Annotated in this window: 23 protein-coding genes; 19 read left to right on the top strand and 4 right to left on the bottom strand. The window is 44.4% G+C overall.

Going from position 1 to position 25,654, the window contains the following annotated elements; all coding sequences use genetic code 11:
• The first annotated feature begins 159 nt into the window (after nt 1-159).
• From apbC to CBX98_RS15895, 3 genes are all read left to right on the top strand, one after another.
• The gene (apbC, locus tag CBX98_RS15905) at nt 160-1,236 is read left to right on the top strand and encodes an iron-sulfur cluster carrier protein ApbC (RefSeq protein ID WP_109169749.1); all 1,077 of its coding nucleotides are present in this window, start codon (nt 160-162) and stop codon (nt 1,234-1,236) included.
• A gap of 180 nt (nt 1,237-1,416) precedes the next feature.
• Nucleotides 1,417-2,058 (top strand): uridine kinase, encoded by a 642-nt coding sequence (gene udk, locus CBX98_RS15900; protein WP_005396962.1) that lies wholly within the window; start codon nt 1,417-1,419, stop codon nt 2,056-2,058.
• 188 nt (nt 2,059-2,246) lie between these two features.
• Nucleotides 2,247-4,334, top strand: coding sequence for an AsmA family protein (locus tag CBX98_RS15895; protein WP_109169748.1), 2,088 nt, complete (start codon nt 2,247-2,249; stop codon nt 4,332-4,334).
• Nucleotides 4,335-4,396: 62 nt separating this feature from the next.
• Here the strand turns inward: CBX98_RS15895 and cobO are convergent, their stop codons facing one another.
• On the bottom strand, nt 4,397-5,002 hold the full coding sequence (gene cobO / locus CBX98_RS15890; protein WP_005396966.1) for a cob(I)yrinic acid a,c-diamide adenosyltransferase: 606 nt from the start codon (nt 5,000-5,002) through the stop codon (nt 4,397-4,399).
• 117 nt (nt 5,003-5,119) lie between these two features.
• Here cobO and CBX98_RS15885 point away from each other — a divergent pair, with 117 nt between their 5' ends.
• The gene (locus CBX98_RS15885; RefSeq protein WP_109169747.1) at nt 5,120-5,569 is read left to right on the top strand and encodes a low molecular weight protein-tyrosine-phosphatase; all 450 of its coding nucleotides are present in this window, start codon (nt 5,120-5,122) and stop codon (nt 5,567-5,569) included.
• 60 nt (nt 5,570-5,629) lie between these two features.
• On the opposite strand, the gene CBX98_RS15880 is transcribed toward CBX98_RS15885, so the two are convergent.
• Complete coding sequence (locus tag CBX98_RS15880; protein ID WP_005396973.1) at nt 5,630-7,189, bottom strand: SulP family inorganic anion transporter; 1,560 nt, start codon at nt 7,187-7,189, stop codon at nt 5,630-5,632.
• A gap of 332 nt (nt 7,190-7,521) precedes the next feature.
• On the bottom strand, nt 7,522-10,596 hold the full coding sequence (gene rne / locus CBX98_RS15870; RefSeq protein WP_109169746.1) for a ribonuclease E: 3,075 nt from the start codon (nt 10,594-10,596) through the stop codon (nt 7,522-7,524).
• 639 nt (nt 10,597-11,235) lie between these two features.
• On the opposite strand from rne, the gene rluC reads away from it, so the two are divergent.
• Complete coding sequence (gene rluC, locus CBX98_RS15865; RefSeq protein ID WP_005396975.1) at nt 11,236-12,180, top strand: 23S rRNA pseudouridine(955/2504/2580) synthase RluC; 945 nt, start codon at nt 11,236-11,238, stop codon at nt 12,178-12,180.
• Between the two features lie 59 nt (nt 12,181-12,239).
• On the opposite strand, the gene CBX98_RS15860 is transcribed toward rluC, so the two are convergent.
• Entirely contained in the window at nt 12,240-12,821 is a 582-nt protein-coding gene (locus tag CBX98_RS15860; RefSeq protein ID WP_109169745.1) for a nucleoside triphosphate pyrophosphatase, read from the bottom strand.
• Between the two features lie 149 nt (nt 12,822-12,970).
• On the opposite strand from CBX98_RS15860, the gene yceD reads away from it, so the two are divergent.
• From yceD to ptsG, 14 genes are all read left to right on the top strand, one after another.
• Entirely contained in the window at nt 12,971-13,495 is a 525-nt protein-coding gene (gene yceD / locus CBX98_RS15855; protein ID WP_005387307.1) for a 23S rRNA accumulation protein YceD, read from the top strand.
• A 59-nt stretch (nt 13,496-13,554) separates the two neighbouring features.
• Nucleotides 13,555-13,725: a 50S ribosomal protein L32 gene (gene rpmF / locus CBX98_RS15850; protein WP_005396978.1), complete on the top strand. Its 171-nt coding sequence runs from the start codon at nt 13,555-13,557 to the stop codon at nt 13,723-13,725.
• A 10-nt stretch (nt 13,726-13,735) separates the two neighbouring features.
• Entirely contained in the window at nt 13,736-14,761 is a 1,026-nt protein-coding gene (plsX, locus tag CBX98_RS15845; RefSeq protein WP_012841590.1) for a phosphate acyltransferase PlsX, read from the top strand.
• 5 nt (nt 14,762-14,766) lie between these two features.
• Nucleotides 14,767-15,717, top strand: coding sequence for a beta-ketoacyl-ACP synthase III (locus CBX98_RS15840; RefSeq protein ID WP_005396980.1), 951 nt, complete (start codon nt 14,767-14,769; stop codon nt 15,715-15,717).
• Nucleotides 15,718-15,792: 75 nt separating this feature from the next.
• A complete protein-coding gene (fabD, locus tag CBX98_RS15835; RefSeq protein ID WP_012841591.1) occupies nt 15,793-16,716 on the top strand; it encodes an ACP S-malonyltransferase in 924 nt (307 codons plus the stop codon).
• A 46-nt stretch (nt 16,717-16,762) separates the two neighbouring features.
• On the top strand, nt 16,763-17,497 hold the full coding sequence (gene fabG, locus CBX98_RS15830; RefSeq protein ID WP_031780596.1) for a 3-oxoacyl-ACP reductase FabG: 735 nt from the start codon (nt 16,763-16,765) through the stop codon (nt 17,495-17,497).
• Nucleotides 17,498-17,743: 246 nt separating this feature from the next.
• Nucleotides 17,744-17,977 carry an acyl carrier protein gene (acpP, locus tag CBX98_RS15825; protein ID WP_004406112.1) on the top strand — a complete coding sequence of 78 codons (234 nt, stop codon included), beginning with the start codon at nt 17,744-17,746 and terminating at the stop codon, nt 17,975-17,977.
• 93 nt (nt 17,978-18,070) lie between these two features.
• The gene (gene fabF / locus CBX98_RS15820; protein WP_005396984.1) at nt 18,071-19,321 is read left to right on the top strand and encodes a beta-ketoacyl-ACP synthase II; all 1,251 of its coding nucleotides are present in this window, start codon (nt 18,071-18,073) and stop codon (nt 19,319-19,321) included.
• A 107-nt stretch (nt 19,322-19,428) separates the two neighbouring features.
• Nucleotides 19,429-20,244, top strand: coding sequence for an aminodeoxychorismate lyase (pabC, locus tag CBX98_RS15815; protein WP_109169744.1), 816 nt, complete (start codon nt 19,429-19,431; stop codon nt 20,242-20,244).
• Nucleotides 20,241-21,257, top strand: a complete 1,017-nt coding sequence (gene mltG / locus CBX98_RS15810) for an endolytic transglycosylase MltG (RefSeq protein WP_109169743.1) — start codon at nt 20,241-20,243, stop codon at nt 21,255-21,257. Before pabC ends, mltG begins: the two co-directional genes overlap by 4 nt.
• The gene (gene tmk / locus CBX98_RS15805) at nt 21,254-21,886 is read left to right on the top strand and encodes a dTMP kinase (RefSeq protein WP_031780597.1); all 633 of its coding nucleotides are present in this window, start codon (nt 21,254-21,256) and stop codon (nt 21,884-21,886) included. The genes mltG and tmk overlap by 4 nt, the downstream gene beginning before the upstream one ends.
• Before the next feature lie 27 nt (nt 21,887-21,913).
• Complete coding sequence (locus CBX98_RS15800; protein WP_046874426.1) at nt 21,914-22,876, top strand: DNA polymerase III subunit delta'; 963 nt, start codon at nt 21,914-21,916, stop codon at nt 22,874-22,876.
• On the top strand, nt 22,867-23,634 hold the full coding sequence (locus CBX98_RS15795; protein ID WP_109169742.1) for a YchF/TatD family DNA exonuclease: 768 nt from the start codon (nt 22,867-22,869) through the stop codon (nt 23,632-23,634). The genes CBX98_RS15800 and CBX98_RS15795 overlap by 10 nt, the downstream gene beginning before the upstream one ends.
• Nucleotides 23,635-24,078: 444 nt before the next feature.
• On the top strand, nt 24,079-25,509 hold the full coding sequence (gene ptsG, locus CBX98_RS15790) for a PTS glucose transporter subunit IIBC (RefSeq protein ID WP_006743155.1): 1,431 nt from the start codon (nt 24,079-24,081) through the stop codon (nt 25,507-25,509).
• Nucleotides 25,510-25,654 lie beyond the last annotated feature (145 nt).

Below are 25,654 nucleotides of genomic sequence, written 5' to 3'. Positions count from 1 at the left end.
TAATATTCGCTTTTCTTGATAGGTATAAATAAATTTTGATGGATAATACTACCCCATGAACTCACTAACTCCAAGGTGTCAAACTGCGGAATGCCTTAGTTTTTTTGGGGTTCTGGTTGAGGCAGGACGGTGTTAGCATGACATCTAAAAGGAGGACTTATGCATCAGTTCACTTCAAAACAAGATTTTTGTCACTGGTTTAACCAATTCCAGCATCCACAGTTGGTGGAAAATTGGGCAGATATTCATGGCGCAATTTCGATTACGGCACAAGGTTCTGTTGAGATAACGTTGCCATTCGCAAGTAATGAGCTTCAAACCATATTGCATGACTGGATTAAACAGCAACAAACCGCAGGTAAAGTGGCTGAATTCCCATTCAATATTCGCCTTGGAGTTAAAGCATTAGAAACTCAAGTGGCCAATCCGGTTAAAGGTGTAAAGAACATCATTGCCGTTAGTTCTGCGAAAGGTGGGGTCGGTAAATCAACGACTGCGGTTAACTTAGCGTTGGCGATTGCTCAATCTGGGGCGAAAGTGGGATTGTTGGATGCGGATATCTATGGACCTTCCGTCCCTATGATGTTAGGGCAAGAAGATGCAAAACCAGAAGTTCGTGATGGTAAGTGGATGGAGTCCATTTTCGCTCACGGCATCTATACTCACTCTATCGGCTATTTAGTGGACAAATCAGAAGCGGCAATATGGCGCGGTCCAATGGCTTCAAAAGCGTTGTCGCAGTTATTAACGGAAACAGACTGGCCCGATTTAGATTATTTGGTGATTGATATGCCGCCAGGCACGGGTGATATACAGTTAACGTTGTCACAACAGATTCCGGTAACAGGTAGTGTGCTAGTCACTACACCGCAAGACTTGGCGCTTGCCGATGCAAGAAAGGGAGCGGCAATGTTTAACAAAGTCAATGTTCCGGTTATTGGTGTTGTGGAAAACATGAGTTATCACATTTGTAGCCAATGTGGCGCGAAAGAGCATATTTTTGGCATGGGTGGTGCAGAAAAAATGTCGCAAGAGTTTGGCTTAGCACTGCTAGGACAAATTCCGCTTCATATTTCTATGCGAGAAGATATTGACGCTGGCGTGCCAACAGTAGCAAGGCGCCCAGAAAGTGAGCATGCAGGGTATTACAAGCAACTTGCCGATCGCGTATGTAGCACGATGTTTTGGCAAGGCAAAGCAAAACCAGATGTGATTAGCTTTACAATGGTGAACTAAGTTTACTATGCCTGTTGGTTGATAATTGCACATTTTAACGTTTGCTCGGAGGTTAATCCTCTGAGCAGGCAGAAACTTATGACTAAACCCTAATTCCAGCTAGTAACTATGGGGTGAACTCCCTATAATCAGGCAGTTTATCTTTTTATGTGACTAGAAATCATCATCGGGTGCAAACTAATGTCTGATAATAATCAATGCGTCATCGTAGGTATTGCTGGCGCTTCTGCTTCTGGAAAAAGTCTGATCGCGAGCACTATTTATAATGAGCTTCGCGCGAAAGTAGGCGATCATCAAATCGGTGTCATCACGGAAGATTGCTACTACAACGACCAAAGCCACCTAAGCATGGAAGAGCGAGTAAAGACGAACTACGATCACCCGAGTGCGTTGGACCACGACCTACTGTGTGAGCACCTTGAAAAATTGGTACGTGGTGAAGCAGTAGAAGTACCTGAGTACAGCTACACTGAGCACACAAGAACAAGTAACACGACCACAATGACGCCTAAAAAGGTGATCATTCTAGAAGGCATCCTTCTTCTTACTGACCCTCGTCTTCGTGATTTGATGCACGCGACAGTATTTATGGATACACCGTTAGATATTTGCTTACTTCGTCGTGTTAAGCGTGACGTGGAAGAACGAGGCCGAACTATGGAATCTGTTCTTAAGCAGTATCAACAAACAGTACGTCCGATGTTCATGCAGTTTATCGAACCTTCTAAGCAATATGCGGACATTATTGTTCCTCGCGGTGGTAAAAACCGTATCGCAATCGATGTATTAAAAGCTCACATTGCAAGACTTTTGAAAGCTTAAGCCTTTAGACGGCTATATCGCTTTATTTTTAAGAGAAGAAGTGGCACCTTAAGTGCCACTTCTTTTTTTGTTTTTAAATTAGTCAGTTGCAGGTTAAAACCAGACATTTTTCACGCTTTTGTGGAACTGTCAGCGGTAAATGGAGTCTGCGCTTATAATTGTAAAAACACTCGAGCAAGGAAAAACAAATGAAGAAACTGCTCTTAATTCTAGCAATACCGATTGTGGTCATTTTGGTCGCAATTTTAGCGTTAACCATCTTCGTCAATCCTAACCAGTTTAAGCCCCTTATTGTTGAGCAAGCGCAAAAGCAAACCGGTTTAGAACTAGTGATTGAAGGAGATATCAGTTGGCAATTTTTCCCATCGATCGGCTTTGAGTTGGGACATACAGAATTGCGAAACCCACAAGGCTTTAGTAAACCCAATTTATTCAAAGTTGATACCGTTGGTGTAGATATCTCTGTCATGCCACTTTTTAGTCAACAGCTTGAAATTGGAAACGTCACGCTTGATGGGGCTGAGTTCTATATCGAAACCAAGAAAGATGGCAGCAAGAATATTGATGCATTGACGAAAGCCCAAACACAACAAGCAGAGCAAGCGAGCGATACTGCGCCTACGCAAAATGGTGAAACGCAGCCTTCTGGCTCTGATTGGAGCATTAATCTTGCTGGTGTTACGGTTTCTAATGGCTCATTAGAAATGCAGGATAAGCAAGCCGGTAGTTACACCAAACTTTATGATATCTCATTAAACCTTTCCGAATTCGCTTTTGACAACTGGACAACGGCTGATTTTGGCGTGAAGGGCGAAATGAATGACCAAAAGTTCACAGCGAAAGGTCAGGCCGACTTTAAGCTAGAAAAAGGTTTGGCAAACTACGCGCTAAAGAACATCAACTTTGATGCGACATACTCTGATCCTGCCAATAAGATTGAATCGGCAACGATCGGTTTAGATACGTTTGAGTTCGATAAAGTAAATAACCTGACTTATGCCATGAAGGGCGACGCTGGTGGTATGAAGTTAGATATGCAGGGTGCTGGTCAACTTAGTGTAGACAAGGCTATCAGCAAAGTGCAGTTGGATAAGTTAACTCTTAAATCGACTTTTGAGGGTGATGCATTACCTCAGTCACCGATGAAAGTCGACATGGTGTCTGATCTGTCTTTCGACCTAACGAAAAACCACCTGAGTTTTGTCCTAGAGAAGTTAACAGCGAATGCTATTGCCTTAGATGGTAAAGCAGATGTGACACTTGGTGATATTCCTAAAGTACGACTTGCTCTCCATAGCCCAAATATCGATCTTGATGAGTTCTTAGGGTTAGATAAGCAAGCTGCTGAAGGTAATAAGCCTGCTTCTGGTGGCGAGAGTGCTCCTGCCGGACCTGAGGTTGAGCCTGATTTGTCTGCGTTGAAAACGTTAGATGTAAAGGGTGACATTACCATCGACAAATTCAAAGCGGCAAATGCGAAGATGGAAGCGGTAAAAACGAGCTTCACTGTAAATCGTGGCGTGTTTGAGCTTACATCATTTAGTTCGAACTTGTACCAAGGCTCAATCTCAGCGACAGCGAAGTTAGATGCACGCCAATCACCAGCGACTTACAGTGTGAAAAAGTCAATCAAAGGCGTGAAAGTTCAACCGCTACTTATAGACGTTGCTGAAAACGACAAACTTGAAGGGACAGGTAACATTGATGTGAATGTTACCGGTAAGAGTCTCACGCCTACCGGTATCAAGAAGAATCTTTCTGGTACGGTTGTTATCAATTTTGCTGACGGTGCGGTAAATGGCATCAACGTTGCTCAGTTGATTCGTGAAAACTACGCAAAATTTAAAGGGCAAAAAGTCGAAGGCACCAATGAAGTTAAGAAAACAGACTTTAGTGCGATGACGGCGACATTGAAGCTCAATAAAGGCGTCGTATCAACGGATAATATGCAAGCTCAGTCTCCATTGCTACGTGTTCGTGGTAAAGGCACCGCAAACTACATCAATGAAACTGTCGACTTTACTATCAGCACATCAGTCGTAGGTAGCCTAGAAGGCCAAGGCGGCAAAGATATAGATGAGCTGAAAGATATCACGATTCCAATCAATGTGTCTGGTAAGTGGGCGGATCCTAAATTCAAGCTCGTATTTGATGATGTTCTGAAGCAGAAAGCTCAGAAAGAAATCGATCGTGGCGTAGAGAAGCTAACGGACAAGATCAAAGACGAAAAAACCAAAGAAGCAGTCGATGGTTTGATAAAGAATCTATTCAATTAGATTCGAGCCAAAGCAAAAAGGGTTGGCATTAGCCAACCCTTTTTTAATTCTGCTGGTGAGCTTTACCAGTCGACACCTTTCAGCGCTTTGACGCCTGACTCAAATGCATGCTTTACATTCTTCACTTCAGAAACGGTATCAGCCATTTCAATCAGAGTGCGATGAGCGCCACGACCAGTAATGACAACCGACTGCATTTTAGGGCGGTTGTTCAGCGCTTCAACGACCTCGTCTAAATCAATGTAGCCGTAGCTCACCATGTACGTCAGCTCGTCAAAAAGAACCACATCGATAGATTCATCTTTGAGCATGCGCTTACATTCTTGCCATACGCCTTGCGCTGCTTCGGTATCAGCGGCTTTGTTTTGAGTTTCCCATGTAAAGCCGGTCGCCATTACTTGGAATTCAACGCCGAGTTTCTCAAGTAGGTTGCGCTCACCATTATCCCAAGTACCTTTAATAAACTGCGCGACAGCACAATTCAAACCATGACCTACTGCGCGTGCTATCGTACCGAACCCTGATGTCGATTTACCTTTACCATTTCCGGTAATGATCAGTAGCAGACCTTTTTCCTCTTGAGCAGCAGCAATTTTTGCGTCTACCTGTTCTTTGACTTTTTGTTGGCGAGCCTTATGGCGTGCTTCTTTATTTTCTTCGATAGACATAATACTTCCTCAATTCCTTTTTGTGCTTTGCCCAAGCTGATTTGGGTTCATTGATTTATCTCGCTATGATAGACCAACATATCGTGAAGAAAAACCACCGATAATTCAGGGAATAAAATGAAGAAAATACTTGTTGTTTGTATGGGAAACATTTGTCGGTCACCAACCGGAGAAGCAGTGTTAAGAGCGAAAGCTCAAGAGTTGGATATTGCCGTGGAGGTTGATTCGGCAGGTACGATTGGCTACCACGCAGGAAACCCACCGGATTCAAGGGCAATGGCCGCAGGAAAGCAGCGAGGTTACTCTTTTAAAGGAATGCGTGCGCGTCAAGTTACCATTGATGACTTTGAAAAGTTTGACCTGATATTAGCCGCAGATAAAGCAAATTTAGCCGATTTATTGGATATTTGTCCGTTGAAGTATCGACACAAAGTATCGTTATTTTTAAGTCATTCTGGGTCAGATTACGATGAAGTCCCTGATCCATATTATGGTGGAAAAGATGGCTTTGAACTGGTGCTTGATTTAATCGAAGAGGCATCAGAGGAGATTTTGAAGAAGCTATAATCGCCGGGCTTGAAGACAATAGGAAAAGGGATGAGCTGAGCCCATCCCTTTTTATTTGTATTAACCCGCTAAAATGTCGGTTGCCACTTTGTAGCTTGGGTCTTCCTTCACATTTATTTCAACCAAGCTGCCCGCTTTATCTAAAAGCTTGCGGCAATCTGGACTTAGGTGGCGAAGGTGTAGTGTTTTACCTTGAGAGTTGTAACGCTCTGCTAGCGTTTCAATCGCTTCAATTGCGGAGTGATCCGTCACGCGAGAGTCTGCAAAATCGACAATCACATCTTTTGGATCTTCAGGCGCGTTAAACAACTCCAAGAAGTTAGCGGCAGAACCAAAGAAAATAGGACCGTGAATCTTGTACTCTTTTGAACCTTCCTCGTTTAAGCACGTGTCGGCATAGATATGCTTAGCGTGTTGCCATGCAAACATTAATGCAGAAACAATAACACCAACCGCTACGGCAACGGCTAGGTCAGTAAGAACAGTAACAACGGTCACAAGAACAATAACGAAGAAGTCTTGCTTCGGTACGCGACGCGCTAGTTTAAATGTTGCCCATTCGAATGTACCAATGACAACCATGAACATCACACCAACCAGAGCAGCGAGTGGGATCATTTCAATTAACGAAGAAGCGAATAAGATAAACATCAATAGAGCGATAGCAGCAACGATACCAGATAGACGACCGCGACCACCTGAGTTTACGTTGATCATCGACTGACCAATCATTGCACAACCACCCATAGCACCAAACACAGAACAAGTCATGTTTGCCATACCTTGACCGATACATTCGCGGTTAGATTGACCACGAGTGTTCGTCATCTCATCTAAAACTGTCAGCGTTAGCAGAGATTCAATTAGACCAATGGCCGCTAGAATGATCGCGTATGGAAGAATGATTTGTAGAGTTTCTAGCGTAAATGGCACCGCCGGAATAGAGAAGGTCGGCAGTGAACCTGCGAGTGTTGCCGCTTCATCACCAGACATTGTACGCAGGAAGTCAACAACAGTGCGAGTTTCCAGATCCAAACCAACCACTAAAGCAGTCACCGTTACGATTGCAACAAGTGAAGAGGGTACAGCCGTTGTGATTTTTGGTAGAAAGTGAATGATTGCCATAGTTAGCGCAACCAAACCAAGCATTAGCAGCATTTGGTCTTGTGGTAGCCAAGTAAGCATGCCGTTGATATCTGGCGCTTTAAACTGACCCAACTGAGCTAGGAAGATAACAATAGCCAGACCGTTCACAAAACCAATCATCACAGGGTGAGGCACGATACGGATGAACTTACCCAATTTAAACATACCAGCGGCAATTTGAAGTATACCAGCGAGCATGATGGCTGCGAATAGGTACTGGACACCGTGAGTCGCGACAAGCGAAACCATTACGACTGCCATGGCACCTGTTGCACCAGAGATCATGCCGGGACGACCACCGAAAATGGAAGTAATAAGACCAACGATGAATGCAGCGTAAAGACCGACCATCGGATCTACGCCTGCGACGAACGCAAATGCGACAGCTTCAGGAACTAATGCTAGCGCAACGGTTAAGCCTGATAGCACATCATTTTTTACGGAGTGCTTAGAAAATTGGGGAAATTCGAACATGTTTGTTTTTAAGTTCTCTTTGCAATGAGTTAAACCCGACACATATTCGTATTTGCACAAGCCACTGAGTGGTTGATTTCTAATCAAACATTGCAGTGTAAACCGTAGTATTAAAAGAGCAGCATCAGAATGGTGTCGAAAACTTGAGTCGGCGCATGCTACCGAAAAGTGTGATTAAGTTCAAGAATGATACGAATAATGGCGTACAAATGTGATCACGAATTGGTATTTATATGAACAATTTATTGGGCAAATATGAAGATAAAAAAGGCTACCAGATGGTAGCCTTTAATTTATTTATGCCGTTAAGCAATTGAACGTAATGATTTAGCCTAGTTAAAGTTAGGCTTTGTCATCTCTGCCGATGCGCGGTTTTTAGCCACTTGGCTACCCGCACCTTTAGCTTGGTAACGTTCGGTTTTGAACGGTGCTGCTGCAATCGTGATTTCGCGTAGCTCTTGAGGGCCAGGTGCTTTCGTCATCGGTGCGCTAGCGTTTAGCTTAGCCGCAACTTTAATGGCTTCGACTTTAGGCTCTGGTTTAGCTACTGGCGCTTCGGCTGCAATCTCTTTTGCTGCTTCAACCACATGCTCTTCAGCAGGTGCCGTTTCTACAATGGCATCAACCGGTTCAGTCGCAGGAGTTTCAACGATAGGCTCTACCGAAGCTGTTTCTACTACTGCCGATTCAGTTTTTTCTGCGATTACTGCTTCCACAACAGGTGCTTCTACTACTGGAGCTTCCACTTTCGCTTCAACTGTTTCTTGAATCTTTGATTCAACAACTGGCGCTTCTGTTACAACAGGTTGCTCGCGGCGAATAATCACTTTACCCATAGCCATCTCTGGACAAGCAAAACCACCTTGCATTGTAGGTACTGCTGCTACTGTTTCTTCCTTAACTTGCTCTTCTTTCTTAGGTGCTGGTTTCGGAATGTAGCGTGGCATTACTTTACCCATAGCCATCTCAGGAGAAGCTACACCACCTTTACGCAGGCGGAACGGGTTAGGACGGCGATCGCGACCACGGCGACGGCGCTGGCCGCTTGCACGCAGGTGACGTGGCGAACGACGGTTACGACGTTGCTTAGACTCTGCTTGCTTGTTGTCTTGTTGTGCTTCTACCGCTGCTTCTGTTGGCTTCTCAACTTTGGTTTCAACCGTTTCTTGAGTCTTAACCGCCGTTTCTTCTGCTTTCTTCTCAACCGCTTCTTGGTCTTTAACGCGTACAGACTTGTTCAGTTTGCGACGTTGGCGACGCTCCTTCACTTTTTCTGCTTTCGCGTTTTGTTGCTTTGGTTTGCTCTCTTCTGGTTTTGTTTCAGTTCGAGCTTCCGCCGCTAGCTGCAGGCCTTTTTCCGCTACTTTTGCATTTGCTTTTTGCTCTTGGGCTTTGTCTGCTTGTTGAGCTTTAGGCTTACGCTTTTGGTTGCGGTTTTGCTGTTTATTGGTTTGTTGTTGCGCTTCGTTTTGCTCATTCGCTTGCTCATCACGAGGCTTACGACGACGTCGGTTATCACGGTTATCACGATTGTCGCGGTTCTCACGATTATCGCGTTGGTTGTTATTGCGACGACGATCATTGCGATCACGTTTGTTGCGTCGATTATCGCGATTTGGCTTTTTCTCTTCCTGAGGTTTCGGTTCTTCTTTTACCTCTTCAGAACCGCCGAATAGGAAACTACCAAGTGCTTTAAACAAACGGCTGAACAGTCCAGGTTTTTCTTCTTGTTCAACTTTCTGTTCTTTCTTCTTCGCCTCAGGGGCAGGTTTAGCTGCTGGTGCAGGTGCCGTTTGAGAAGGAGCCGCAAAGCCTTTAAGAACAGGTTCTTCGATTCGTTTAGGTTTTACGTCAACTTCCGCTGGCTCTTTACCTTCCGCTTCTTTCATTGCTTCCAGTTTTTTAGGAAGTAGGTAAGAAATCAGATCGAACTCTTCACCTTCACGAACACGGATAACTTCGAAGTGCGGCGTTTCCATGTCAGAGTTTGGAACAACCGTAATCTTCACTTCTTGAATGCGTTCGATATGGTTAACTGAACGACGTTTTTCGTTCAACAAGTAAGAAGCGATTGGCACAGGTACAACTGCGAGAACTTGCGCTGTATTGTCTTTCAGTGCTTCCTCTTCGATTAAACGAAGCACAGAAAGTGCTAGAGATTCGTTGTCGCGAACGACTCCAGTACCGCTACAGCGAGGACAGATGTGGTGGCTTGCTTCTGCTAGAGAAGGGCTTAAACGTTGACGTGACATCTCCAACAAACCAAAGCGAGAAATACGACCGATTTGTACACGAGCGCGGTCAAGACGAACGGCTTCACGTAGACGGTTTTCTACTTCTCGTTGGTGGCGAACAGGTGTCATATCGATAAAGTCGATAACCACTAAGCCACCCAAGTCACGTAGACGCAACTGGCGAGCAATTTCGTCGGCTGCTTCTAGGTTCGTGTTTAGAGCTGTTTCTTCAATATCGCCGCCCTTGGTTGCACGAGCAGAGTTGATATCGATAGACGTTAGTGCTTCGGTTGGGTCAATAACAATAGAACCACCAGATGGCAGACGCACTTCACGTTGGAAAGCTGATTCAATTTGGCTTTCGATTTGGTAGTGGCTGAATAGTGGCACTTCGCCTTCATATTTCTTAACGCGGTTAAGGAAATCAGGGCGCACCAATTGAATGTGCTCTTTTGCACGTTCGTAGATGGTGTTGCTGTCAATTAAGATTTCGCCAATATCACGACGTAAATAGTCACGGATTGCACGAACGATAACGTTACTTTCTTGGTGGATTAAGAATGGAGCAGGGTTCGAGTCCGCTGCACCTTTGATTGCACCCCAGTGGTTAAGTAGTACATTCAAATCCCACTCAAGTTCTTCAGCACTCTTGCCAACGCCAGCAGTACGTACGATTAGGCCCATGCCCTGAGGCAGTTCCAAAGTACTTAATGCGGCTTTTAGTTGAGTACGCTCGTCACCTTCGATTCGACGAGAAATACCGCCAGCACGAGGGTTGTTAGGCATCAGAACAAGGTAACTACCAGCAAGAGAAATGAAAGTAGTAAGAGCTGCGCCCTTGCTTCCACGTTCTTCTTTTTCCACTTGAACGATAACTTCTTGGCCTTCCGTTAGCACTTCTTTAATGCTTGGACGACCTTGGTAGGTGTAACCTTCAGGGAAATATTCGCGGGCAATTTCTTTGAGAGGGAGGAAACCGTGACGCTCGGCGCCGTAATCAACAAATGCGGCTTCTAAGCTTGGTTCGATACGTGTGATACGTCCTTTGTAGATATTCGCTTTTTTAGATTCATGACCTGGACTCTCGATATCAAGATCGAAAAGTCGCTGGCCATCAACCAGAGCGACACGCAACTCTTCTTTTTGAGTTGCGTTAATTAACATTCTTTTCATTGAAAATTCTCGTTGTCTTTTCTTTTATATCTTTCTTGTCGACTTGCCACTGTTTTTTCGCTCTTTCACGGTGCCTGATCCCATGGCTTGTATTTTGCAGCCTCCCGGCTGGAAGGGGATGCTCTCGGGCACTTCAGTCATCACAAGCCTCTTGTGGTTTCTGTTGGAAACGTAGACTTGTGACCCGCTATTTGGGCGGTAGGTACTCAACGTGAATATGCGAGGAGTAGGGTGGCAAGAGTGTTGAATTCGATGTGTCTCACGCCAATGCTGCACTCGACCTTCAACGATCTACTCACATTGCTTGAGGATAAATGATTGGTAATGAATAAAATGTAACCAAACCTTCCTTAGCAGCTGTGAACTATAGCAGTGCGCGTGGCTATCAGCAATCTGCTTTCACGCAAACGATAGAAAATTTGCCGCTAAACTCAAAATTTCTAATTTATAACTGGCTGTTTCATAAGCAATTGAGATGTGTAAACTGATCAAGACAGAAAACAAATTGAGAACTCGATTGAGAGTTTTAATAATTTAAACAAAAGCTTGGCGAAATTTAGACCAGTTTGTACTATCAAGTGTTTCTTTTACGACAAGAATAATGTGAAGTCGCGCGAAATTGAGTTTACAATACCGCCCATGAGCGAAATAAGAACAAAAGTCCAGTTCGTCGACATTGACGAAGATATGGCGGGTCAGCGCATTGATAATTTTTTGCGCAACCAATTAAAAGACATCCCTAAAAGCATGATTTACCGAATCGTGCGTAAGGGCGAAGTACGTGTAAATAAAAAGCGTATAAAAGCAGAGTACAAGTTAAAAGCAGGCGATCTCGTTCGTATTCCACCGGTTACCGTCGAGAAAAAAGATGACGATGTCGCGCCAAGTACGAAACTAAACAAAGTCGCAGAGTTGGAAGATATGATCATCTTCGAAGATGATCATATGTTGATTCTAAACAAACCATCTGGCACCGCTGTGCATGGTGGCAGTGGCTTAAAGTTTGGCGCGATTGAAGCGCTTAGAGCTCTTCGTCCTCAAGCTCGCTTTCTTGAACTTGTGCATCGTATTGACCGTGATACTTCAGGTATCTTATTGGTTGCTAAGAAGCGTTCTGCACTTCGTCACTTGCAAGCCCAGTTTCGTGAAAAGACAGTGAAGAAGTTTTACTTAGCTCTTGTCATGGGACAATGGAAAAGCAGTTGTAAGGTTGTGAACGCGCCACTGCTTAAAAACGAAGTGAACAGTATTGTTCGTGTTAACCCTAACGGTAAGCCGTCTGAAACGCGTTTTAAGATTTTGGAAAAGTTTGAACAAGCAACATTGATTCAAGCGAGTCCGATTACTGGTCGAACTCACCAAATCCGAGTTCATACACAATACACGGGCCACCCAATCGCTTGGGATGATCGCTACGGTGACCGCCGCTTTGATGCTTACACAGGTCAAGTTGGTTTAGATCGTTTGTTCCTACACGCGGCAAACATCAAGTTTCAGCACCCATCAAATGATGAGTGGATGGAAATCAACGCACCGATGGAACCGAAGTTAGAAAAAGTGTTGGCGGGTTTAAGAAACGCGTAACCATGTTTTCCTAGTGGACTATAAAAGGGAGCCTGTGGCTCCCTTTTATAGTCTTTGGATTAAAGGACATCGAGTCCCTGAACATGCAACATATCAATCAAATCAATCAGTGGTAGCCCGACAAGTGTATTCGGATCTTTCCCCACTAATTTGTTAAACAAACAAATTCCCATTCCTTCGCTTTTAAAGCTGCCTGCGCAGTAAAAAGGTTCTTCCTTGTCGACGTAGCGTTCGATTTGTTCAAGCGTCAAATCTCTAAAGTGTACTTCGAAAGAATCAAAGCCGACTTCTGTATGGTTTGTGACGGTGTTATGTACCGCAAGACCAGTATAGAAAGTGATGACTTTTCCACTTTGAGCCAAAAGTTGATTTATTGCGTTGTCTCTATTTAAAGGTTTGCCAACGATTTCACCATTAATGACACAAACCTGGTCACTGCCGATAACTAAACTTGCTTTATCCGTCTGGCAAGATGTTGCTTTCTCTTGGGCCAATCTTTGCACCAGTTCAAGAGGCGTTTCCTGGTCAAACGGTGTTTCATCGCAATCAGGTGATAAACAAATGAACGGTAGTGAAAGCTTTTCAAGCAGTTGTTTACGAAAAGGGGAAGTTGAGGCTAAAACCAGTTGGTAATTTTTCATTTTGAATTACAATTCGTGGGAGCATTTCCAATAGGATAATCGATCAAAAATGATTCTGGCTAATGCTCTGTATGTTAAGCGTAAAAAAGTACAACTTTTTTGCCTTTTTCTTTGACTAATTTTGATTTGGAAGATAATATTCGCGCCCTATGCAAAAGGTAAAAATACCGCGAACGGTTGACCCAGCTAAAGCTGCACAGAAACGATTGGATTACGATGGCATCATCCAAGCTAGTCTTTTCAAGCGCTTAGTGGAAACAACTGAAGGCGTAAAACGCGACGCAGAAGTCTCATTGTCATTTGGGATGGATGAACAGCGACTCGTTGTTATCTCTGGTAAAGCTAACATCGAAGTCGATTTAGAGTGTCAGCGTTGTAATGAGGTATTCGCACATGAGTGCGAAGTTGAATTCCTTTCTACTCCTTACTACGGTGAGAAAACAGAACAGGAAGCACCAGAAATTTATGATTTGGTAGATCTAAATGAATATGGTGAATTAGACCTCATACAACTTGTTGAAGACGAGTTCATCTTAGCATTACCTCAAATTGCGATGCACGATGAAGCGGATTGTAGCGTTGATTCAAATAACATGGTTTTTGGTGAGATTCCTGAAGAAATTGAGGAAGAAAAACCGAATCCATTCGACGTTTTGAAAAGTCTGAAAAAGTAATAGGTGTGGTAGCCGATTCTTCTTCAGGTTTTTAACCCAATAGTATAGGAGTAGGGTCAATGGCCGTACAGAAAAACCGTAAAACTCGTTCTAAGCGCGGTATGCGTCGTTCACACGATGCGCTAACTACAGCTGCTCTATCTGTAGACGCGACTTCTGGTGAAACTCACCTACGCCACAACGTAACTGCTGAAGGTTACTACCGTGGTCAAAAGGTTATCAACAAGTAAGGTTGAACCTTTGCAAAGTATTACCGTTGCACTTGATGCAATGGGCGGGGATTTCGGTCCACGCGTAACAGTGCCTGCCGCCGTGCAGGCACTGTCTCATTTCCCAGAGCTAAAAGTGATTCTTATAGGTGATCAATCTCTGATCACGTCTCAATTATCTCAACTCGGTACCTCGACCAGTTCCCGCTTGACTATTCTTCATAGTGAGAAAGTTATCTCGAACTCAGAAAAACCTTCATTGGCACTACGTAATAGCCAAAATAGTTCCATGCGTATGGCTATCGATTTGGTTTCTGAGCAGAAGGCGGATGCTTGTGTTAGTGGTGGCAACACCGGTGCATTAATGGCACTATCGCGTTTCATTCTTAAGTTACTTCCTGGTATTGAACGTCCTGCTTTAGTTTCAGCTTTACCGACGATTACTGGAAAGCGTACTTGGATGCTAGATCTAGGTGCGAATGTATCGTGCGATGCTGATAGTTTGTTCCAATTTGCTGTAATGGGCAGTGCATTAGCAGAAGAACACTTAGGTTGTCCTCCTCGCGTTGCTGTACTCAATATTGGCGCAGAAGAGATTAAAGGTAACGATTTAGTCAAACGTTGCGCAGAAATGCTTTCTCAGACCGACGCGATTAACTTTGTTGGTTATATTGAAGGTAATCAAATTTTGCATGATGTTGCAGACGTCATTGTATGTGATGGGTTTGTCGGCAACGTATGCTTAAAAGCCAGTGAGGGAACAGCTCAACTTTTTATCGAAAAAATTAAAACCAGTATGATGGCGTCAACGATAAAGGGTTGGATTGCTAGAAAGTTGTTTTCTCGGCTATTTAATGAACTAAAAACACTGAACCCCGACCAGTATAACGGCGCAAGTTTGCTAGGATTGCGCGGCATTGTCATAAAAAGCCATGGAAGTGCGGATGTATCTGCGATTGTCAATGCACTTGGCGAGGCAGTACACGAGGTCAAACGACAAGTACCAAGCCGTATTAGCGATCGTTTGGAAGCGGTTTTACTCGAGAGGCATTATTAGTCTTCATGTATAGCAAAATTTTAGGTACTGGCAGCTACCTGCCATCTCAGGTGCGTACAAACGCAGATCTAGAGAAAATGGTAGATACAAGTGATGAGTGGATCGTTGCTCGCACGGGTATTAAAGAGCGTCGAATTGCTGCAGAAAATGAGACTGTAGCGGACATGGCATTCTACGCAGCTGAAAACGCTATCGATATGGCGGGTATTGATAAAAACGATATCGACCTGATTATCGTAGCCACAACGAGCAGTAGCCATACTTTCCCTTCATCTGCGTGTCAGGTGCAGGCAAAGCTTGGCATTAAAGGTTGTCCAGCTTTTGACTTAGCCGCTGCTTGTTCTGGTTTTGTGTACGCATTATCTGTTGCAGACCAACATATTAAATCGGGTATGTGTAAAAACGTACTTGTTATTGGTTCAGATGCTTTGTCTAAAACGTGTGATCCGACAGACCGTTCAACCATTATCCTATTTGGTGATGGTGCTGGAGCCGTTGTCGTTGGCGCTAGCCAAGAGCCAGGTATTATTTCTACCCACATATACTCGGATGGTCAATTCGGTGAGCTACTAAGCCTACCTGTACCTGAGCGTGGTCAAGATGCTGACAAATGGCTTCATATGGCAGGTAACGAAGTATTCAAAGTCGCTGTCACTCAGTTATCGAAACTAGTAAAAGATACGCTTGAAGCCAACAACATGCATAAGTCTGAACTAGACTGGCTAGTACCGCATCAAGCGAACTATCGAATTATTTCGGCAACAGCGAAAAAGCTTTCAATGTCTTTAGACCAAGTCGTAGTGACATTAGACCGACACGGTAACACTTCTGCGGCGACAGTACCGTCTGCGCTGGATGAAGCTGTGCGCGATGGTCGCATTAAACGCGGGCAGACTTTATTGCTAGAGGCGTTTGGTGGCGGTTTCACTTGGGGCTCTGCTCTGGTGAAGTTCTAAGTTTCACGAGAATTCAAAATTTAAGGTGCACTTGTTGCATCTTATTTCTTTTTACTTTGCTTAAAGGAAAACAACATGAGCAAGTTTGCTATCGTATTTCCAGGTCAAGGTTCTCAAGCTGTAGGTATGCTTGCAGAACTAGGCGAACAATATGACGTAGTAAAACAAACATTTGCAGAAGCATCTGACGCACTAGGTTACGATCTATGGGCGCTTGTTCAAAATGGACCTGCAGAAGATTTAAACGAGACTTTCCGCACTCAACCAGCTTTGCTAGCTTCATCTGTTGCAATCTGGCGTGTATGGCAGGAGCTCGGTTTAGAGCAACCAGCAAACCTAGCCGGTCACAGCCTAGGTGAATACTCAGCACTTGTATGTGCGGGTGTCATTGACTTTAAAGAAGCAATCAAGCTGGTTGAATTACGCGGTAAGCTAATGCAAGAGGCGGTACCAGCAGGTACTGGCGCTATGTACGCGATTATCGGTTTGGCTGATGATGCGATTGCAAAAGCGTGTGAAGACGCAGCGCAAGGTGAAGTGGTCTCTCCAGTAAACTTTAACTCGCCTGGTCAGGTAGTTATCGCGGGTAGCAAAGATGCAGTAGAGCGTGCGGGAGCACTATGTAAAGAAGCTGGTGCGAAACGTGCGCTTCCTCTTCCTGTTTCAGTGCCATCACACTGTGCGCTTATGAAGCCAGCAGCGGAAAAACTTGCAGTAGCTCTTGAGTCTATCGAATTTAACTCACCACAGCTTCCAGTTATCAACAACGTTGATGTGGTCGCTGAGACAGATCCTGCAAAAATCAAAGATGCGCTTGTTCGTCAGCTACATAGCCCAGTTCGCTGGACTGAAACAGTCGAGCTTATGCACGAGCAAGGGGTAGAACAGCTTCTTGAGCTTGGTCCTGGTAAGGTTTTAACAGGTCTAACAAAACGTATCGTGAAAACGCTAACTGCAGCAGCAGTGAATGATGTTGCGTCGCTAGACGCGGCGAAGTAATCCATCAAGCGATAAAACTTGCGATAAGAAAAGGAAACACAACATGATGAATCTAGAAGGTAAGATCGCGCTAGTTACCGGCGCAAGCCGTGGTATTGGCCGCGCGATCGCGGAACTTCTTGTAGAGCGCGGTGCGACGGTTATCGGTACGGCTACTTCTGAAAGTGGCGCTGCTGCTATCAGCGAGTATCTTGGTGATAACGGTAAAGGTCTGGCACTGAACGTGACTGATGTCGAGTCTATCGAAGCGACACTAAAAACGATCAACGAAGAATTTGGTGTGATCGATATTCTGGTGAATAACGCTGGTATTACTCGTGACAACCTATTGATGCGTATGAAAGATGATGAGTGGAATGACATCATCGATACCAACCTAACGCCTATCTACCGCATGTCTAAAGCGGTTTTACGCGGCATGATGAAAAAACGTGCGGGTCGTATCATCAACGTAGGCTCTGTTGTTGGTACCATGGGTAACGCAGGTCAAACTAACTACGCAGCAGCGAAAGCGGGCGTGATTGGTTTTACTAAATCAATGGCTCGTGAAGTTGCGTCTCGTGGTGTAACAGTGAACACTGTTGCCCCTGGTTTCATCGAAACTGACATGACGAAGGCACTAAATGATGAGCAACGTGCGGCAACGTTGTCGAACGTGCCAGCTGGTCGTTTAGGTGACCCACGTGAAATTGCATCAGCAGTAGTTTTCCTTGCTTCTCCTGAAGCAGCGTACATTACTGGTGAAACTTTGCATGTAAATGGTGGCATGTACATGGTTTAATGAGACAGTTTGTGCAAAATAAGCTATTTTACATTGTGAAAAATAGCCTATAGTTGCAGTTAACTGTCATGAACTTGTCATGCTTATGCGCAAGATTTGTGCATGATTTAAGTCAAAAATGTATTGAAATTCGGTTAAATTCGCTAATTTTGTGGTTTGACCAGCAAGGACCCCCTTGCAACTTTCAATAGTTCGAATAAACTACGGAATCATCGCATTAGGCGAAATCTGTAAAGGAAAAGAAAAATGAGCAACATCGAAGAACGCGTAAAGAAAATCATTGTTGAACAGCTAGGTGTAGACGAAGCAGAAGTTAAAAACGAAGCTTCTTTCGTTGACGATCTAGGTGCTGATTCTCTAGACACTGTAGAACTAGTTATGGCTCTAGAAGAGGAATTCGACACTGAGATTCCTGACGAAGAAGCTGAGAAGATCACTACTGTTCAAGCTGCAATCGACTACGTAAACAGCGCTCAGTAATTAGCTCTCCCAGGCGGTCTCCTAGACCGCCTGTGTTCTTTCTAACTTCTTCTATCCTCTCATAGAAATATTCAATTCCCGGAGAATTATATCGTGTCCAAGCGTCGTGTAGTTGTCACTGGCATGGGTATGTTGTCACCGGTAGGCAACACAGTAGAATCATCTTGGAAAGCCCTGCTAGAAGGTCAAAGTGGTATCGTGAATATCGAGCACTTTGATGCTACGAACTTCTCAACTCGTTTTGCAGGTCTTGTTAAAGATTTCGATTGCACAGAGTACATGTCTAAAAAAGATGCTCGTAAGATGGATCTTTTCATCCAGTACGGCATTGCAGCGGGTATTCAAGCTCTTGATAACTCTGGCTTACAAATTACCGAAGAAAATGCGGCTCGAGTTGGTGTTGCTATCGGCTCAGGCATTGGCGGTCTAGATCTGATCGAAACAGGTCACACTGCATTAGTAGAAAAAGGCCCTCGCAAAGTTAGCCCATTTTTTGTTCCTTCGACCATCGTAAATATGGTTGCAGGTAACCTATCTATCATGCGTGGTCTTCGTGGTCCAAATATCGCGATTTCTACAGCATGTACTACTGGCCTACATAACATCGGTCATGCTGCACGAATGATTGCGTACGGCGATGCAGATGCGATGGTTGCTGGTGGCGCAGAAAAAGCGTCTACGCCTCTTGGCATGGCTGGCTTCGGTGCAGCTAAAGCGCTATCTACTCGTAATGACGAACCTCAAAAAGCGTCTCGTCCATGGGATAAAGGCCGTGATGGCTTTGTTCTAGGCGATGGTGCTGGCATGATGGTGCTTGAAGAGTACGAACACGCGAAAGCACGTGGCGCAAAGATTTACGCAGAACTGGTTGGTTTTGGTATGTCTGGCGATGCTTACCACATGACTTCTCCAAGCGAAGATGGCTCGGGTGGTGCACTTGCGATGGAAGCGGCAATGCGTGACGCGAACATCACAGGTACCCAAGTAGGTTATGTGAATGCTCACGGTACATCTACTCCTGCTGGCGACGTTGCAGAAATCAAGGGCGTGAAACGTGCTCTTGGTGAAGAAGGTGCGAAGCAAGTACTTGTATCATCAACTAAGTCTATGACTGGTCACCTATTAGGTGCAGCAGGCTCTGTTGAAGCAATTATCACGGTTATGTCTTTGGTTGACCAAATCGTTCCACCAACGATTAACCTTGATGATCCAGAAGAAGGTCTAGACATCGACCTTGTGCCGCACACTGCGCGCAAAGTTGAAGGTATGGAATACGCTATCTGTAACTCGTTTGGCTTTGGTGGTACAAACGGTTCCTTGATCTTCAAAAAGTTCGCTGAGTAACACTATCTAACCTTATTTAGATAAGCGAAACTTGTATTCTAACGGCTCGATGCTTAGCATTGAGCCGTTTTGTTTTATTTGTTGTCTGCTAATTTGAAGGTACGCGAATGTTTTGGGTAAATGGAGTTCCACAAACGCATGTAGAACTGGGTGATCGCTCATTCCAATACGGTGATGGAGGTTTTACCACCATCCTGACCCAAAACGGAGAGTTGGTTTACTGGCAAGAACACATTGAGCGTATGAAGTCCTGCCTTGACGCATTGAAGATCTCTTCCCCTGACTGGCAAGTTGTGCATGCTTGGGCAAGCAAAGCGGCTTTATCTGATGAACAAGCTGGGGTGAAAATTCACGTTAGCCGTGGTATTGGTGGGCGAGGGTATAGTCCTAATGGGATTGAAGGCCCTATCGTGACTATCTCCAATTTTGCGTTTCCTTCTCATTACTCTTCTTGGCAAGAAAAAGGCGTGGATTTGGGCGTTTGTGAGACTCGTCTCGGGATTCAACCTTTACTTGCTGGACACAAGCACAACAACCGTTTAGAGCAGATTCTCGCCAAGGCTGAAATCGACGATACCGAGTTTGCAGATGCAATAACGTTAAATGTGCAAAACCATGTCATTGAAACTACAATGGCCAACCTTTTTTGGGTTAAAGGTAATAAAGTATTTACACCGGAGCTGACCTTATCTGGCGTTGCGGGCGTAATGCGTCGTAAGGTGCTTGAGTTACTAAAAGTAAGTCATATTGAAGTCATCGAAGGGCGTTTTATACTTCCAGATTTGCTGAGCGCAGACGAGGCTTTCATGTGTAACTCAATATTAGGTGTCGCACCAATTCGCAGCATAGTGGCATCTAACTCTAAGACTATATTTCCGATAGGAAAATTGACTCAACGACTGCAAGGGAATTTAACTACGTGATTAAAAAACTGTTGGCTTTTGTTGTGCTGATCGCAGTGATAGGCGCAGCAGCTGTTTTTTATATAATTTCACAGGCTAAACAATACGTTGAAAAGCCTATTCTATTGGAACAACCTCAGCTGTTTACTGTAGAGAGTGGTACAAGCTTTCATCATGTCATGCGCGCCTTAGTTGAAGATGAGGTAATTGAAACATCGGAGTACATCCGTTTAATACCTCACTTATATCCAGAACTGTTGCAAGTGCGAGCGGGTACTTATCAACTAGAGCCTGGTATGTCGCTTTCGCAAGCATTGGAGCACCTGAATACCGGAAAAGAATACCAGTTTGCGATCACTTTTGTTGAAGGCAGCCGCTTTTCTGAGTGGGTAGAGCAATTGAAAAGTGCTCCTTATTTAGAGCATGACTTAACCGAACTATCAGAAAAAGACATGGCAGCAAAGTTGGGTATTGAGCGAGAAAAGCTTGAAGGACTGTTTTTAGCAGAAACCTACCATTACACGGCGGGTGCAAGTGAAAGCCAATTATTAAAACGAGCACATCGAAAACTTAATAAGATTCTGGATGCTAACTGGGAAGCTCGTCAAGAAAAGCTGCCATTGCAAGACAAATATGAAGCCTTGATTCTGGCGTCTATCATCGAGAAAGAGACGGCCATTGACTCTGAGCGTGAGCGCGTCGCTTCTGTGTTTATCAACCGATTGAACAAACGCATGCGTTTACAAACGGATCCGACGGTTATTTATGGTATGGGTGATGCTTACGACGGAAATATTCGTAAGAAAGATTTGCGCACGCCGACACCATATAACACCTATACCATCAATGGCTTACCTCCAACCCCAATCGCGATGGCAGGTGAAGCCTCTATTGAAGCGGCTTTGAATCCAGAAAGCAGTAACTATTTATATTTCGTAGCAAGTGGAAAGGGCGGACACGTATTTTCGAAATCCCTTGCAGAGCACAATCGTGCTGTTCGAGCCTATTTAAGAGAACTAAGAAAGAACAAATGATGAAAGCAAACTTTATTGTCGTTGAAGGCCTAGAAGGCGCGGGTAAAAGCACTGCGATTAAAACCGTTTTAGATACGCTAAAAGCGGCAGGTATTGAAAATATCGTAAATACTCGTGAGCCAGGAGGCACGCCGCTAGCAGAAAAGATGCGCGCTCTGGTGAAAGAAGAGCATGAAGGCGAAGAACTTAAAGACATGACGGAGTTGCTTCTTCTATATGCTGCACGTGTCCAGTTGGTTGAGAACGTGATCAAACCAGCTTTGGCGAACGGTCAGTGGGTGGTGGGTGACCGCCACGATATGTCGTCGCAGGCTTATCAAGGTGGTGGCCGTCAGATTGACGCGTCGCTAATGAAAAACCTTCGAGACACAACGCTTGGTGATTTTAAACCTGCTTTCACTCTCTATATGGATATCGACCCTCGCGTTGGGCTTGAGCGTGCGCGTGGGCGTGGTGAGCTCGATCGTATCGAGAAGATGGATATCAGCTTCTTTGAACGTACACGAGAGCGTTATTTGGAGATTGCTCATGCTGATCCTTCTATCATTATCATTAACGCTGAGCAGGCGATCGAAGACGTGTCGCGTGATATTCGGGACGCTCTTAACGAGTGGTTAGCTCGTCAATAATAAGTGAAACTTAAATTTAGGTGACTCATGTTAAATGATTATCCATGGTTGCAGCCAGTATGGGATAACCTCAAAGTAGGGCTAGAGTCGGACAGAATACCAGGTGCGCTTTTATTGCAAAGCGAGCAAGGCTTAGGCATCGAAAAACTTATCGAGTTTTTTAGCCAAGCACTTCTTTGCCAAAATTACGCCAGTGAAGCGTGCGGTTTTTGTCATAGCTGTCAATTAAATCAATCACACAACCACCCAGATTTACACTGGATCAAACCAGAAAAAGAAGGAAAAGCGATAACGGTGGACCAAGTTCGAGCTTGCAACCGTCTTGCTCAGGAATCATCACAGCTTAATGGTTATCGCCTATTTGTTATAGAGCCAGCGGACTCTATGAATGAATCGGCATCGAATGCATTGTTAAAAACGCTAGAAGAGCCTGGGGCAAAGTGCTTGTTTTTGCTCGTTACCCACAATCAGGAGCGCCTGCTTCCAACGATTCGTAGCCGTTGCCAACACTGGGTTGTTGCGCCGCCGTCAACGGAACAAGCGATGCAATGGATGCGCGAACAAGGGGCGCAGCAAGTTCCTGCTTACGCCTTAAAACTGAATATGGGCTCTCCGATAAAAACATTGGATGCGTTAAATAATGGCGATCTCGATGCTTACTTGGCTTTTGAGCGCACTTTTATTAAGGCGATGTCTTCTCCTGCCTCAGACATTTCTGAGTGTGCTTCTTTAATGGCTAAACACTCGGAGCAATCACTAGACTGGGCGTGGTATTTACTGACAGACGCTCAGAAAGCGCAGTTTGGTGTATCAGAAGCACAAATGCTTCCTGGCGCTATAAAGTTTCAGCCGAACAACTACAACGGTTTGTACTCATCAGCGAAGGCGCTGATGGACCTCAAAGCTCAGGTGCAAGCCTTTCCTGGTCTAAACCTTGAGCTACTATCAATGAACTGGTTAATTGAATCACGAGAGGTATTATGTTCGTAGATTCTCATTGTCATTTAGACAAATTGAATTACGACGATCTCCACATCAATGTGGAAGACGTTATTAACAAAGCTAAACAAGCAAAGGTAACCGAGCTGCTTTCTGTGGGAGTTACGCTGGATTCTTTCCCTAAAATGATGGAAATGATTGAGCCTTATGAGAATGTTTATGCTTCGTGCGGTGTACACCCACTTGATGTTGAAAGCGACTTTTCGATGGACGTGCTACGTCACCACGCATCGAATGAAAAAGTCGTTGCCATTGGTGAAACAGGCTTGGATTATCATTATAAGCCAGAAACGGCAGCGTTACAGAAAGAGCGTTTTGAGCAACACGTTGATCTTGCGGTGGAGCTTAACAAACCTTTAATTATCCATACCAGAAACGCACGTGCGGAGACTCTAGATATTTTGCGTAAGGGTGGGGCGGAGAAATGTGGTGGTGTTATCCACTGTTTTACAGAAGATCTTCCATTTGCTGAAGCTGCACTTGAGCTGGGGTTTTATATTTCTATCTCGGGGATTGTCACTTTCCGTCAAGCTACAGAGTTGAAAGAAGTGGTGAAGACTCTACCTCTAGAGAAGCTTCTCATTGAGACAGATTCTCCTTACTTGGCTCCAGTCCCTCACCGAGGTAAAGAGAATCAACCTGCTTATGTTGTCGAGGTGGCTTCTTATATTGCGCAACTCAAATCGTGCTCTCTTTCTGAAGTGGCACAAAAAACCACCGAAAATTTCCGAAATCTTTTTTTGCGATGAAAAATCAATAAGAGCATAAAAAAGGAGCGTATGCTCCTTTTTTGTTGATAAAAACAACAGATATACTCATGAGTTTAATGTTTACTAAAAATGTTGATTTAATAACATTCAAAAATCACAAATGTAATTTTGTTACTAAAAATAACATTGGGGCGTATTTTATTTACGCCTTAAAATTAATTATATAAATAATAAACTCTTTATAAAACAGTAATATAACTGCAATGCAAACCTTTTCATCAGCTGTTTTTGGGTGTGATCCAAGACTTGTTTTGAAACTAAATTTCGTAACTGTGTGGAAAGTTTGAGGGTCATCAATATATATTTAGAGCCGGAAAATATAATGCAGTTGTGGTTACATTTTCATTGGGTGCTAACCTTTAGGCTACGGGGGTGTGCCGTTAGTGCCCAAATAATACTTATAAATTTATCAGGAGCATAAACATGTTTAAGAACCTTTTTGCTAACCTGCAAAAAGTTGGTAAGGCGCTGATGCTTCCAGTATCAGTTTTACCAGTTGCAGGTATTTTATTAGGTGTGGGTGCTGCCCATCTAAGCTTTATTCCAGAGATCGTTTCTAATCTTATGGAACAAGCTGGTGGTTCAGTATTCGGCCAAATGGCACTTCTATTTGCAGTAGGTGTAGCTCTAGGCTTCACTAATAACGACGGTGTTGCTGGTCTTGCAGCAATCGTTGGTTACGGCATCATGACGGCAACGCTAGGTGTAATGGCGGGTGTTATGGGTGTTGAGAAAATCGATACAGGTGTACTAGGTGGTATCCTTGTCGGTGGTGTGGCTGCTTGGGCATTCAACCGTTTCTTCAAAATTCAACTTCCAGAGTATCTTGGCTTCTTCGCTGGTAAGCGTGCAGTGCCTATCATCACTGGTTTTGCAGCGATCATCCTTGGTGTTATCCTTTCTGTAATTTGGCCACCAATTGGCGGTGCAATCTCTGCATTCTCTGATTGGGCTGCGCACCAAAACCCACAACTAGCATTCGGTATCTACGGTGTTGTAGAGCGTTCTCTAATCCCATTCGGCCTACACCACGTATGGAACGTACCGTTCTTCTTCGAAGCTGGTTCTTGTGTTAACGCTGCTGGTGAAGCTCAAAACGGCGTACTAACTTGTTACCTAGTTGCTGATGAAGCATCTCGTGCTGCTGGTAATGGCTTCGGTCAGCTAGCGGGTGGTTACATGTTCAAGATGTTTGGTCTACCAGCTGCAGCAATCGCAATTGCTCACTGTGCTAAACCAGAAAACCGCGCAAAAGTAATGGGTATCATGGCGTCAGCTGCACTGACTTCATTCCTAACTGGTATTACTGAGCCTATCGAATTCTCGTTCCTATTCGTTGCTCCACTACTATACGGTATCCACGCTCTACTAGCTGGTTCTGCATACATTGTTTCTAACACTCTAGGCTTTGTACACGGTACTTCTTTCTCTCACGGTCTGATCGACTTCCTAGTTCTATCTGGTAACGCTCAGAAGATGGGTCTAATGATTGCTGTTGGTCTAGTATACGCAGTGATTTACTACGTAGTGTTCCGTGGCGTAATCACAGCACTTGACCTAAAAACTCCTGGTCGTGAAGATGAAACAGAAAGTGCGGCAGCAACTTCTGGCTCTGACATGGGTGGTGAACTGGTTGCAGCGTTTGGTGGTAAAGCTAACATTACTGGTCTAGACGCATGTATCACTCGCCTACGTGTCGCGGTTGCAGATACAGCAGCTGTAGACCAAGACAAACTGAAACAACTTGGCGCTGCTGGTGTTGTAGTTGTTGCAGGTGGTGTACAGGCTATCTTCGGTACTAAGTCTGACAACCTAAAAACTGAAATGGATGAGTGGATCCGTAACCACGGCTAATCACCGTCATTCATAACAATGAATAAAAGGAGGCTTCGGCCTCCTTTTTTAGTTCCTCTCTCATTGCTAAAAGTGCTTTCTGAGTGTGATCCTAAACTCATCTTTACTTTTGCCAGTCTTTTCATACATCGCGCTTACTCATCGT

The organism is Vibrio sp. T9, from assembly GCF_003123985.1.
GTDB lineage: Bacteria > Pseudomonadota > Gammaproteobacteria > Enterobacterales > Vibrionaceae > Vibrio > Vibrio diabolicus.
The sequence above is the reverse complement of the archived record's forward strand: the minus strand, read 5'-3'. Positions and strand labels throughout refer to the sequence as shown.